We start from the raw sequence: 12,377 nt of genomic DNA, 5'->3' as shown, positions 1-12,377 counted from the left end.
CAGGAAGGCGAAGTTGACGCAGCCGTCGGGGATGACGTCGGGCCGGTCGCCCTTGGCCCGGGGCATGAAGCCGGGAGAGCTCTCCCGGCGCCCGCCGTCTGCCTTTTTCAGGTTTCCGAAAATTTCTCCTTGACTTTCCCATAATGGGAACCTTTATGATTTCCAAATGCGGGGTTCTCCCGCTGAGTCGAAATCAACCGGAAGGAGAAAAGTCATGCAGGCGGAAACAAATCCTCTGGGATATGCGCCGGTGGGAAAACTGCTGGGGACCTTTGCCGTACCCAGCATCATTTCCATGGTGGTCAGTACCCTGTATAACATTGTAGATCAAATTTTTATCGGCCGGGGCGTGGGCTATCTGGGAAACGGCGCTACCAACGTCATACTGCCCCTGACGGTCATTGCGTTGGCTCTGGGACTCATGATCGGCGACGGCGCCACGGCCTATTTCAGCCTCTGCCTGGGACAGGGGGAAAAAGAGAATGCCGCACGGGGCGTGGGGAATGCCATTACCTTGACGGCTGCGGTTGGCGTTCTTTTGACCGTATTGTCTCTGATTTTCCTGAAGCCCCTGTGTGTCCTGTTCGGCGCCACCGACGCCATTATGCAGTATTCCCTGGAATACGGCTTCATCATTGTATTGGGCTTCCCCTTTTATATGTTCAGTATGGGCTTCAATTCCATCCTGCGCGCCGACGGAAGCCCGGTCTTTGCCATGATCGCCACGTTGAGCGGGGCGATTTTAAATACGATTCTGGATCCCATCTTTATCTTTGTATTCCAAATGGGTGTTACAGGCGCCGCCATCGCAACGGTTCTGGGACAGGTGGTTTCCTGCGGGATCACGCTGGTGTATCTGAGAAGATTCCGCTCCATCACCCTGAAAAAGGATTGCTTCAAGCCCCGGCGGGGCCTGTGCAAGAGGATGTGCAGCCTTGGCATCTCCAGTTTCTGCATGCAGCTGGCAGCCACCATTGTGATTACAGTGATGAACAATGTGCTGGTCAAATACGGCGCCGCCTCCCAATATGGTTCCGAGATCCCCATGACGACCCTGGGCATCACCATGAAGGTCAATCAGATCATTACGGGCATCGTCATCGGCATTGCCGTGGGCTCCCAGCCGATCATCGGATACAACTGCGGCGCGGGGAAACTGGATCGCGCCAAGAAAACCTATTTCCTGGCTGCGGGCTGTTCGACCCTTGTCATGGCCGTGGGCACGGTGGTGTTTCAGCTTTTTCCGGAACAGATCATCGGGATTTTCGGCTCGGAATCGGCGCTGTATCAGGAGTTTGCGGTGAAGAGCCTGAAGATTTTCCTGCTGCTGATCCTCTTGAATGGCTTTCAGCTCTGTACGGGGATTTTCTTCCAGGCCATGGGAAAATCTGTCCAGGCCACGCTGATTTCTCTTTCCCGACAGGTCATCTTCCTGCTGCCCGCCCTGCTGATTCTGCCGGCCTTTCTCGGCGTGGAGGGGGCTTTGTGGGCCGGTCCGGTGGGGGATGCCTGCGCCTTTGTGCTGGCCCTGGCCTTCAGCCTGGCGGAATTGAGAAGCATCCATCGAAAAGAAACCCTCTGCGCAGCACCGGAATCGCGGGAAAAGCCGGTATCTATACCAACATAGACTTTAAACGGAGGAAATCCTATGGCACATGTATTTGACCCCATTACGATCCGCCATCTGACTCTGTCCAACCGTCTGGTGATGCCGCCCATGGCCACCGCCAAGGCGGACGAAAACGGCTGTGTGACCGATGCGGTGTGCAGCTATTACTGGGAACGGGCAAAGTACAGCAAAATTGGTCTGATTATCACCGAACACAGCTATATCCACCTGCAGGGGAAGGCACATCCCGGCCAGACCTCCCTGGCCTCCGACGACGTGATTCCCAGCCTGCGCCGTCTCACCGACGGCATCCATCGGGAGGGCGTCAGGGTCTTTGCCCAGCTCAGCCACGCGGGAACAGCGGCGCTGTCCGAGATGACCGGGCAGCCCCCCGTGGGGCCCAGCCCGATCTGCCACCCCAAGCAGCAGAAGGAACTGCCCGCGGAGATGACCCGCCAACAGATCCGGCAGGTGACCGAGTGGTTTGCCCGGGCAGCCCTTCGGGCAAAGGAGGCCGGCTTTGACGGCGTGGAACTCCACTCCGCCCACGGCTACCTCCTCAATCAGTTTTTCTCCCCGCTGGCCAATCAGAGAAGCGATGAATATGGCCCGCAGTCGGTGGAAAACCGCACCCGGATTCACCGGGAGGTCATCCAGGCGGCCCGGCAGGCCGTGGGCGGGGACTTTCCCATTGGCCTGCGGCTGGGCGGCTGCGACTATGAGGCCGGAGGCAGCACCGTGGAGGACTGCGTGGAAGCCTGCCGTATCTTTGAGAAGAGCGGCGTGGATCTTCTTCACCTCACCGGCGGCATGAACGGCTTTGTCCGCCCCGGGCACCGGGAACCGGGGTATTTCCGGGACCTGTCGGTTCCCGTGAAACAGGCCGTCCGCGTCCCCGTCCTTCTGACGGGAGGCGTTACGACCCTGGACCAGGCGGAGACCCTGCTGGGCGAGGACTGCGCCGACCTCATCGGAGTGGGCCGGGCAATCTTCAAAAATGCCCACTGGGCTGATGGAACTTGAGCAGGCTGCCGATCAGTGCCTGTACCAATAGTCTTCCACACCAGTATGGATCTGTCCATTTTCTTCGCAGCACGGCGTATGACCGTTTTGCGGCAGGCATCATGGGTTGGCCGGATGGATGCTGATATTCTGTTTTTGTCAGAAAAAATTCCCTTCTGTGTGCCCAAAAGGGGCGGCAGTATTTCTTACTGCCGCCCTTTATCTGCCCGCCAGTAGTTGGGGCAGCCCGGGTGAATTTCATTATAGCCGTCCAGGCTGTGGGGAAGCGTTACCAGCTGCGGCCACACCTCTGCCTGCTGATCTGCCTTGGCCTGCCAAGCGGACGAGGGACGGAACGGATGAAAAGGCAGCGCCGGAGCTGCGGAAGAAGACGGGGCCCCGGCGCTGTGTACTGTACTGGGGGGAGAAAAAACGGATTTTTTTAAAATTACAGTTGACAACAGAGGGGGGACCTGCTATAATAAACAAGTCGTCACGAGACGACAAAAATATGGGGGTATAGCTCAGCTGGGAGAGCGCTTGAATGGCATTCAAGAGGTCAGCGGTTCGATCCCGCTTATCTCCACCAAAAAAGGCCTGAAATCGTAAGATTTCAGGCCTTTTTTATTTGTTTCAGGACAAACAGGGCGGTGTACCGGCTCCTGCCTGTCCCTTTGAACCGGGGGAAGAGGCCGCACTGTTTTCAGCCATTGTCCTCCTGGCAGTCCAAAGCAAGCATCCAGCGACAGCCATGTCAAAACAGAGTATAGGTGGTCAAGAATTCCGCCACCCGTCACCAAATCGTAAGAAGTCTGTGGTATCCTACTGGTAACACCACATAGGAGGGACTTCTATGGCGATTCTGGTTACCAAAGATTTGTGTAAGACATACGGCAGCGGAGACAATGCCGTCCATGCGCTGAATCACGTCTCGCTGACGGTGGAGGAGGGGGAGTTTGTCTCTATTGTCGGCACCTCCGGCAGCGGAAAGTCCACCCTTTTGAATCTGGTGGGCGGGCTGGACAAGCCTACCTCCGGGGAGGTGTGGGTGCGGGGCCACGACCTGGGGAAACTAAATGACGAGCAGCTCACCATCTTTCGCCGGCGAAACATCGGCTTTGTCTTTCAGAACTTCAATCTCATCCCCATGCTCAATGTGTATGAGAACATCACCTTCACCTTGGAGGCGGACGGTCTGCGGCCTGACAAGGAATTTCTGGATGGAATCATCCACGCCTTGGGGCTGGAGGAGAAGCGCCACGCCATGCCCGACCAGCTCTCCGGCGGACAGCGGCAGCGGGTGGCCATCGCCCGTGCCCTGGCCACCAAGCCGGCCCTGATTCTGGCCGACGAGCCCACCGGAAATCTGGACAGCAAAACCGGGCTGGAGGTGGCCCTGCTGCTCCAGAACTCAGTGCGGAAGTTTGGGCAGACCCTCATCATGATCACCCACAACGAGGAACTGGCCCAGCTGGCCGACCGCATCCTCCACATTGAGGACGGACGCATCCTGGGGAAGGAGGGGGACCATGTTCCGCATTCATAACCGCCGTCTCTTCTGGCGCCTGGCCGGACGAAGCATCAGGGCCAACCTGAGCCGCCATCTGCTCACAGCCCTGGCCGTCTTTCTCTCCACCGTCATGCTCTTCTCCATCTTTACCATCGGCGTCAACTACTTCCGCAATTTGCAGACCATGATGGACCGGCTGGACGGTGTGACCGACGCCCTCCTGTACGCCCCGACCCAGGAGCAGTATGAGCAGATTCAGTCTACCCCCGGGGTGGAGGTAGCAGGTATCCGGATATGGATCGGTCAGGAGACGATTCCAGGTGCGCTTGGCTTCGAGATTCCCTTACAGCACTGGTACTACGACGAGGCGGCCTGGGAGCACCAGATCCTCCCCATGCTCTCCGACGTGGTGGGAACCTACCCCCAGGACATGCTGGAGGTCATGATGTCCATTGATACCCTCAAACGGCTGGGCATTGATGAACCGGAGGTGGGTATGACCATCCACCTGACCCGGGATTACCAACTAACCGGCTGGTTTACCGACTACACATCGGAGGACCGGGTGCTCCGCTCGGAGTCCGGAGCTCGGGAGCTCTATCCGGAGTTATGGGGCTGGGAAAGCTGCCAGCTGGGGGTATGCTGGTCTGAGGAAGGAACCTGGGAGACCTTGCAGCAGATTCCACTCACAGACGCGCAGCACTGGGCTTCCACGCCCCAGCGCTCCGTCGTTTCCCTAGAGCAGGTCCTTGGCCTGCTGGGATTTACAGCGCTGCTCATTCTGGTGGGCAGCTGCCTGTTTGTCAGCAACATTCTGTCCCTCTCCGTCCAGCATGATATCCGGTTTTATGGTATGCTGAAGACCCTGGGGACCAGCCCCCGGCAGCTGCGCACCCTGGTGCGGGCAAAGGCCATACTGGCAGCTCTGGCCGGTCTGGTACCCGGCCTGCTGGCGGCGATGCTGCTCTGCCTGGAGGTGGTGCCCCGGGTGCTGGAGACATTGACCAACGACAATATGTCCGCCATGCCCCGGACGGTGAACTTTTACCCCGTTATCTTTTTGGGCACCATTCTGTTTGTGGCGCTGACGGTGGCCCTGAGCAGCTGGAAGCCGGCCCGTCTGGCGGGAAAAATCTCTCCCATGCAGGCCTTGTCCTACACCGGGCTGCCGGGGGGACGCCGTGGCAAGACGGGGCGGAGAACTGGGCTGCGCTCCATGGCCCTGCACAACGTGTTCCGGCAGAAAAAGCAGGCTGTACGAGTCTTTGCCTCTCTCACCCTGGGGGCGGTGCTCATTCTGGCGGTAAACAGTGTGTTCCACCTGGACATGCCGGAGTATGATACAAGCGGTTATGACATTACCATATACAGCTCCTGGCAGACCAACCCGGAGGAGGATTCCATTTTTGCCCAGACCCTTAACCACTCCGCTATGGAGGCCATTACCCAACTGGACGGAATCCAGGAGATAGAGATCACCCGGGAGTCCAGGCTGTATATCCAGAGCGACCCGAAAGTTCTTTGGCCCTATGCCAAGCAGTGGGCACGGCGGGCAAGTAAAGACGATCCGGCTGCCGTGGAAGAGAGAATGGAAGCATATCAGGCCAGCGCGGGCAAATTTGAGGACACACATGCGGTGACACTGGAGCTTTCTGTCCTGGAGGAGTATAATCAGACTGCGGAGCAGCCGGTAGATTTAAACGCCTTTGCCGCTGGAGATACCCTGCTGGTTTACGACAGCAGCAGAGAAATGGTGGACCAGCCGGAGGATCTTTCCGGCATGGTTGGTCAGACTCTGTCCATTCGCGGTCGGGACGGGCAGGTCCAGTCCTTTACCATCGGCGGAGTAGTAAGTGAGAACATTCCCCTGAAAATTGCTCCGGGCGGTACCGACCATGTGCCGGGGGTGCTGGTCAGCCAGGCTGGCATGGATCGGATCAATCCGGATGCAGATATCCAGTATATCTGCATCAACGCCAAGGAGGGCCAGTTGATGACTTTGGATCAGGCCATCCAAGAGATTCTGGCTGTGGCCCCCGGTCACGTGGAGTATGTCAGCGCCGCCCGGGCTCAGGCCGACTACGCCCACAACCAGCAGACCGTAGCACTGGTGGGCAACGGTGTATGTATTCTGATGGTGCTGATGGGGCTTATGAACTATGTGAATGTGATGGCCACCTCGGTGCAGACCCGCCGCCGGGAGTTGGCCATGATGGAGAGCCTGGGCATGACCCGCCGGCAGCTGCGGGCCGTGGTCATGTGGGAGGGGGGCATCTACGCCGTTTTGTCCTCTGTCCTGTTCCTGGCAGGCTGCGGCATCCTGTGGGCCGCCTTTTCCGATACACACATCGATACAGGGGTCCTGGCCTTCTCCTTTGTGTGGCCGCCCAGACTGGTGGTGGGGCTGGTGCTGGCTCTGTTGGTGCTGTGTCCCTGCATTTCCGCTCTGGCCTATTGGGTATCGTCCCGGGAGCCGGTGATTCAGCGCCTGCGGGAGACCGGCTGACCTGTTTTTTAGGAGGTACCTATGGCCCAGCTTTTGTTGGTAGAAGATGATGTTCTGTTGGGGGAGGGGGTGAAGTCCGCCCTGGAGCAGGACGGACATGCCGTGGCGCTGGCCCACAATGCCGCTCAGGCACAGAAGCTTTGGCAGGCCGTCCGCTTTGACCTGTGTCTGCTGGACATCCGTCTGCCCGACGGCAGCGGCCTGGACCTGTGCGCCGGTTTCCGGCAGACACGGGATACCCCCATCATCTTTCTCACCGCCAACGACGCCGACGAGGACGTGGTCCGGGGGTTCCGGATGGGCGGCGACGACTATGTGACCAAGCCCTTTGCTCCCGAGGTGCTGCGCCAGCGGGTGCTGGCTGTGCTGCGTCGGACCAGAGGAACCGCGCAGATTGTCCGCGACCAGGAGCTGGAGATTGACCTGGAACGGCAGACAGTGAGGCGGCAGGGGGAGCCCATCCGTCTCACCGCCACCGAGTGGAAGCTGCTGGAGCGGATGGTCCGCAGCCGTGGCCGGGTGCTCACCCGGACCATGCTGCTGGAACAGATTTGGGATGTGGAGGGCAGCTTTGTGGATGAAAACACCCTCAGCGTCCACATCCGCCGTCTGCGGCAGAAGCTGGAGCCAGACCCCCACAATCCCCGTTATATCGTCACAGTGTTCGGCTTAGGCTACACCTTTGGGGAGATGCTATGAGACGATACCGACTGCGGGCGGCACTCCTGTGGGCCATCCTGGCTCTAAGCGGGCTGGGACTGCTGATTGCCGCCTTTTCTTTGGAGCCGCATTTCATGCCCTGGGCGGTCACCCTGTTCCTAGCGGTCTGTCTGGCCGTGCAGGTACAGCCTGGCCTACATGACCCGCCGCTATGTCCAGGAGCTGGACGCCTATTTCGAGATCGAGGCGGGCGACCTGAACGGCGACGGCCTGGACGACCTGGCGGTGTATGCCGGCCGGTACAAGGATGTGGACGGCCAGCGGTACGCCCTGGTGGACGTGTTCTACGCCACGGGCAGTGGCACCTGGCAGGAGACGCCCTCTCAGGAGATCGCAGTGGACGCGGGCTATGCCGGCAGCTACAGCAAGATCGACTATAACAGCGACAACAACTGGAAAGAGGAGATCGTCAAGCACCCGGTGGTCACCATCGCCATGGGGGACATTGACCGGAATCTGAAGGACGAGCTGGCGGTGGTCTCCTCCGCCCCGGCCAACAACAACGACGCCGACAGCGTGGCCCACTTCAGCCTGCTGGCCTGTGAGGAGGACGGCGGCCTGAGCCCCGTGGGCGGCATGGACAACGTGGCCCTCAACGACGGGGCGGGCAGCGGCATGATTTCCGCCGGCTGCGCCTTCGGCGAGTTTGCCACAATCGACAACGAGTCGGTCTCCGCCACCACCCTGATCATCGGAGGCTGGAGCGCCGGCAGTTCGGTGATCACCAGGAATGAGGCCTCCGCTGGGTACAGCCAGGGCGCCTATTACTACGTCTACTACGACTACACCACCGGGCAGTATATCCAGTCCGGCTACCGCGCCCAGTCTCTGGGGGACCACACCACTTCCATCTCCCAAGTCTTCAATCTGGAGGGGCAGGAGAACGGCGGCAACGGCGTGCGGGTGTACCCCACCCTGGCCCCCATGGCCGTGGCCTGCGGCGACCTGGACGGCGCCAAGGTGCAGAGCGTCAGCGACCAGGTGCTCTTCGGCACCCAGGTCATGGACTTCAGCCTGGAGACCGGCTTCGGCTCGGAGCTCTTCGCCTTTGACTTCTGCATGACCCAGGTGGACGACAACAACAACAAGGACAAGGAACAGCCCTGAATCGGCGACGTGGTGGTGGGCACCGTGGACTCCGACCCCGGCAGCAAGAACTGGCGGGAGATGTTCCTCTTTGTCACCGGCGTCCACCGCAAGAGCGAGATCAACACCAGCGACGACTACTACTATATGGACCTGGGCGCCGTCTGGCGGAATGAGAACGCCAGCGAGGACAACGCCAAGGCGGGCTACCACGTCCTCTTCGAGGGCATCATGGCCAAGTCCAACGCCCGCAACGACCAGTACGGCACTTTCGTGAGCCTGGATCTGCCCGACGTGGGCAACGACTCGGTGATAATGAAGTTTGTGGAGAAGGGCATCGTCTACACCGACCCCGAGGTCTTTGCGGTGCTCCAGGCCAGCCCCTACTTCTCCGACCTGGAGGAGGTCTACGGCTACATCGGCAACGGCGGCACCTCCTACGGGGAGAGCAGCGGCTCCAGCACCACCGGCGGCGCCTCGGTCTCTGCCTCCTTTGGTGCCTATGCCAGCGCCAAAGTGGAGCTCGGCCCCGCCGTGGAATTTGAGCATTCCCTGGTGGCCACGGCCAGCTATGACTACGGCTACTCCTCCGACAAGGAGACCGCTATCTCTTACAACAACCAGGCGGGCAGCGGAGACAAGGTGGTAGTGTGCACCATCCCCAACGTGCTCTATCTCTATGACGTCTATGCGCCCGGCGAGAACGGCACAGGTACCTGGGAGCAGGTGGTCCTGACCACACCCCTCCAGGCGGTGGTCACCATGCTGGATGTGGACGCCTATGATGAGGTGGCCGCCTCCACTGCTGGGCTGGAGCCCATCCGCGGAAGCGCCGAAACCGGTCACGATATCCTTGTGACGCCCAGCGACAACGGCAGTCTGAAGACCGACCCAGCCAACGCCCAGGAAGGCACCAGCGTGACAGTGACGGCGGAGCCGGAAGCGGGATATGAGCTGATCAGCGTGACGGTCACCGACGGTGACGGCCAGTTGGTGGATGTGACGGAGCAGGAGGACGGCAGCTGCATTTTCGTCATGCCGGCCGGCGAAGTCACTGTGGAAGGGTTCTTTGCCCTGATCAACCCCGCCGACTGTCAGCGAAACGAAGCATGTCCCCTGTATGCGTACAAGGATGCGGATGTCAACGCATGGTACCACGATGCCCTCCACTACTGTGTGGACCGGGGCCTGATAAACGGCATGGGCGGCGGCGTGCTCGCCCCTGACGGGACGACCAGCCGGGCCATGCTCGTCACCATGCTCTACCGGCTGGAGGATGAGACCCAGATCACCGGCGACAACGGCTTTGCGGATGTGCCTGCGGACTGTTGGTACAGTCGGGCGGTGGCCTGGGCCGCTGCCAACGGCATCGTCAAAGGCTATGGCGACAAGACCTTCGGGTCGGAGGACGCCGTCACCCGGGAGCAGGTGGTTTCCATCCTGTATCGCTACGCTGCCTATAAAGGGTACGACCTGGACAGCCGGGGCACACTGAACGGATTCCGTGACGGTGACCAGGTATCCGGCTGGGCTGCGGAGGCGATGCTCTGGGCCCTGGCCAAGGGCGTGGTCAACGGCAAAGGCAACGGGATTCTGGACCCCACCGGCGAGGCCGCCCGTGCGGAAATAGCCCAGATCTTCATGAATTGCTTTTAAAAAGTCAGCGGTTTGATCCCGCTGATCTCCACAAAAAGGACTTGAAACTGCGGTTTCAAGTCCTTTTTGGCGCATAAGGGGAAGAGACGTGTTGCATTCACATTGCAGAAAATTGATATGCTTGATATGCAGAAGCGAGAGAGAATCACTGCAGCCTGAGCCCGGGTGGAGGAGCCGCCGGGGGACAGGGTAGAGGAGGCCGTACCCGTGATGAGGCCCTGCTCCGTGACAAATCGAACCCCTTCGTAGTACCACGTGCCATCCTCTATCACAGAGCATCCCTAAGTTTAAGGGAGAGGAGGAAACGGCTAAAGATTTTTAAAATTTATAGTTGACAGCAGCAGGACGACCTGCTATAATAAACAAGTCGTCACGAGACGACAAAATATGGGGGTATAGCTCAGCTGGGAGAGCGCTTGAATGGCATTCAAGAGGTCAGCGGTTCGATCCCGCTTATCTCCACCAAAAAAGACCTGAAATCGTAAGATTTCAGGTCTTTTTTTGCTTGCCCGGTGAGGCGCAGGGCGCGCCCGTTTCCGGACCGGGGAATGCCGGCGGCCCCTGTTCCGACCCATTGCGGCCTGTGGCGGCGCAAGGAGGGAAGGAGACCTTCCGCGGGGGGATCAGCGCTGCTGAAGAAGGACATATTGCAAATCACCCCCTCCGGATATACCGGAGGGGGTGATTGCAATGGGCTGTTGCAGAACGATCAGCCTTCGATGGTCATGTCGCCGAAGTAGTAGACATAGGTGGCGGAGGAGCAGTCCAGCACGTTGCCCACCCGCTTGTTGTACACGCAGTAGGTGGGGCTGTCATACAGAGGCACCCAGGGGCAGGCCTCGTTCAGATCATTCAGCAGGTCGATCATGGCGGCCTCGCGCTCGGCGTCGTCCTGGATGTAGGGGGCGGTCTGGATCTTCTCGATCAGCTCGTCGGAGATGTTGAAGGGATAGCCGGCGTCGGGGTCGAACATGGTCATCATGTCCTCCACGCTCACCATGTTGGTGGCCATGGCGGTGATGCCCATCTGCATGTTGCCGCCGTACAGGTTGTCGAAGAAGACGTTGGAGTCCACGTAGCTGACGGTGGCATTGATGCCGATGGCGGACAGGTCGGACACAACGCACTGGGCCACGGCCTGAGAGTCGGCGTCAAAGACCTGGATCTCATAGGTCTGGCTCAGGTCCACGGTGGTGTTGGCCAGGCACTCCTTGGCCAGGTCCACGTCATAGCCCACAAAGGGGGCCTTGTCGGCGTAGTCGCCCATGACCTTGGGGGAGAAGTAGTTGGTGCTGGGGGTGCCGTTGCCGTTGTTGCAGATCTGGATGATGGTGTCCCGGTTGATGGCGTGGAACACGGCCTGACGGAAGGCATCGTCGCCCATCTGGACCATGACACCCATGGTAGCCCAGCCGTCAAAGGACACGCAGTTCAGGTTCTCGTCCTGCTGGGCCTGGGTGAAGGAGGCCAGACCCATCTGGGCCACCAGGTCCACCTCGCCGGTCTGCAGGGAGATGAGGGCGGTGGAGTCCTCCACGCCGGCACTGACCTCCACGGTCTTGAACTCGGGGGCGCCGTTCCAGTAGTCGTCACGGGCCTTCAGGGTGACCTTCCGGGAGGCGTCCACGCTCTCCAGAGTGTAGGGGCCGGAGCCCACGGGGGCGGTGGAGCTGTAGTCGGCGGAGGTGTCGTAGGTCTCCTCCTCGATGATGTACAGCAGCTCGGCCAGGATGTTCTGCCACTTGCAGTAGCTGTTGACCAGGTGGAGCACGATGGTGTAGTCATCCACCTTCTCCATGCCGGTGGAGATCAGGGTCATGTTGTACCGCAGGGTGGGGTCCTCAAGAACCGTGTTGTAGGAGAACAGCACGTCGTCGGCGGTGAGGGGGTTGCCGTCGCTGAAGGTCACGTCCTGGCGCAGCTTCATGGTCACGTCCAGGCCGTCCACCTCGTAGGTGTCCACCAGCATGGGGATCACGTTGCCGTCGTTGTCAAAGCGGAACAGGCAGTCGAACAGGGCGTGGTACACGGGCTTGTCGCCGTTGCCGTTGACCAGGGGGTTAAAGGTCTCGGAGGCCACCAGGGTCAGGGCGCGCAGGGTGGTGTCCTGCTCGCCGCCGGTGGAGGTCTCGGTGCCGGTGGTGGCGCTGGGGTTCGAGGACTGCTCACCGGTGGAGCTGCTGCAAGCGCTGAGGAGGCCGAAGCACATCACCAGTGCAAGCAAAAGAGATAGGGCTTTCTTCATTTCATCCAACTCACTTTCTCGCTCTTTGGCGTTATTCCCTCTC

The 12,377-nt window shown here is 59.9% G+C and carries 10 protein-coding genes and 2 tRNA genes; 9 read left to right on the top strand and 3 right to left on the bottom strand.

From position 1 onward, the window contains the following. Positions 1–66: oleate hydratase (locus tag WMO64_RS17125; RefSeq protein ID WP_353963972.1), on the bottom strand; the 66-nt coding region annotated here is incomplete at its 3' end. A gap of 148 nt (positions 67–214) precedes the next feature. On the opposite strand from WMO64_RS17125, the gene WMO64_RS14495 reads away from it, so the two are divergent. The 8 genes from WMO64_RS14495 (at position 215) to WMO64_RS14460 (ending at position 10,089) form a co-directional block, all read left to right on the top strand. Beyond that, positions 215–1,627 (top strand): MATE family efflux transporter, encoded by a 1,413-nt coding sequence (locus WMO64_RS14495; protein WP_349232421.1) that lies wholly within the window; start codon positions 215–217, stop codon positions 1,625–1,627. A gap of 21 nt (positions 1,628–1,648) precedes the next feature. Next, a complete protein-coding gene (locus WMO64_RS14490) occupies positions 1,649–2,632 on the top strand; it encodes an NADH:flavin oxidoreductase (protein WP_349232420.1) in 984 nt (327 codons plus the stop codon). A gap of 492 nt (positions 2,633–3,124) precedes the next feature. Further along, positions 3,125–3,200: transfer RNA gene (locus tag WMO64_RS14485), tRNA-Ala, on the top strand. Between the two features lie 264 nt (positions 3,201–3,464). Next, entirely contained in the window at positions 3,465–4,157 is a 693-nt protein-coding gene (locus tag WMO64_RS14480; protein ID WP_349232419.1) for an ABC transporter ATP-binding protein, read from the top strand. Then, positions 4,141–6,627 (top strand): ABC transporter permease, encoded by a 2,487-nt coding sequence (locus WMO64_RS14475; RefSeq protein WP_349232418.1) that lies wholly within the window; start codon positions 4,141–4,143, stop codon positions 6,625–6,627. The genes WMO64_RS14480 and WMO64_RS14475 overlap by 17 nt, the downstream gene beginning before the upstream one ends. A 21-nt stretch (positions 6,628–6,648) precedes the next feature. Further along, complete coding sequence (locus WMO64_RS14470) at positions 6,649–7,326, top strand: response regulator transcription factor (RefSeq protein ID WP_349232417.1); 678 nt, start codon at positions 6,649–6,651, stop codon at positions 7,324–7,326. A 159-nt stretch (positions 7,327–7,485) separates the two neighbouring features. Then, entirely contained in the window at positions 7,486–8,454 is a 969-nt protein-coding gene (locus WMO64_RS14465; RefSeq protein WP_349232416.1) for an FG-GAP repeat protein, read from the top strand. A 24-nt stretch (positions 8,455–8,478) separates the two neighbouring features. After that, the gene (locus tag WMO64_RS14460) at positions 8,479–10,089 is read left to right on the top strand and encodes an S-layer homology domain-containing protein (protein ID WP_349232415.1); all 1,611 of its coding nucleotides are present in this window, start codon (positions 8,479–8,481) and stop codon (positions 10,087–10,089) included. On the opposite strand, the gene WMO64_RS14455 is transcribed toward WMO64_RS14460, so the two are convergent. Next, complete coding sequence (locus WMO64_RS14455) at positions 10,086–10,361, bottom strand: S-layer homology domain-containing protein (RefSeq protein WP_349232414.1); 276 nt, start codon at positions 10,359–10,361, stop codon at positions 10,086–10,088. The genes WMO64_RS14460 and WMO64_RS14455 overlap by 4 nt on opposite strands. Positions 10,362–10,478: 117 nt before the next feature. Here WMO64_RS14455 and WMO64_RS14450 point away from each other — a divergent pair. Next, positions 10,479–10,554, top strand: a tRNA-Ala gene (locus WMO64_RS14450). Positions 10,555–10,798: 244 nt separating this feature from the next. Here the strand turns inward: WMO64_RS14450 and WMO64_RS14445 are convergent. After that, positions 10,799–12,334: an ABC transporter substrate-binding protein gene (locus tag WMO64_RS14445; protein WP_294521152.1), complete on the bottom strand. Its 1,536-nt coding sequence runs from the start codon at positions 12,332–12,334 to the stop codon at positions 10,799–10,801. Positions 12,335–12,377 lie beyond the last annotated feature (43 nt).

This window comes from Pseudoflavonifractor intestinihominis (assembly GCF_040096055.1).
GTDB classification, from domain to species: Bacteria; Bacillota; Clostridia; order Oscillospirales; family Oscillospiraceae; genus Pseudoflavonifractor; species Pseudoflavonifractor intestinihominis.
Note: the sequence above shows the minus strand (reverse complement) of the source record. Positions and strands in the feature narration are given on the sequence as shown.

Excerpts from the sequence above, each read along its gene's own strand:
- WMO64_RS14480 (WP_349232419.1), top strand. The coding sequence starts at position 3,465 with ATGGCGATTCTGGTTACCAAAGATTTGTGTAAGACATACGGCAGCGGA.
- WMO64_RS14445 (WP_294521152.1), bottom strand. The coding sequence starts at position 12,334 with ATGAAGAAAGCCCTATCTCTTTTGCTTGCACTGGTGATGTGCTTCGGC.
- WMO64_RS14465 (WP_349232416.1), top strand. The coding sequence starts at position 7,486 with ATGACCCGCCGCTATGTCCAGGAGCTGGACGCCTATTTCGAGATCGAG.
- WMO64_RS14475 (WP_349232418.1), top strand. The coding sequence starts at position 4,141 with ATGTTCCGCATTCATAACCGCCGTCTCTTCTGGCGCCTGGCCGGACGA.
- WMO64_RS14495 (WP_349232421.1), top strand. The coding sequence starts at position 215 with ATGCAGGCGGAAACAAATCCTCTGGGATATGCGCCGGTGGGAAAACTG.
- WMO64_RS14490 (WP_349232420.1), top strand. The coding sequence starts at position 1,649 with ATGGCACATGTATTTGACCCCATTACGATCCGCCATCTGACTCTGTCC.
- WMO64_RS14470 (WP_349232417.1), top strand. The coding sequence starts at position 6,649 with ATGGCCCAGCTTTTGTTGGTAGAAGATGATGTTCTGTTGGGGGAGGGG.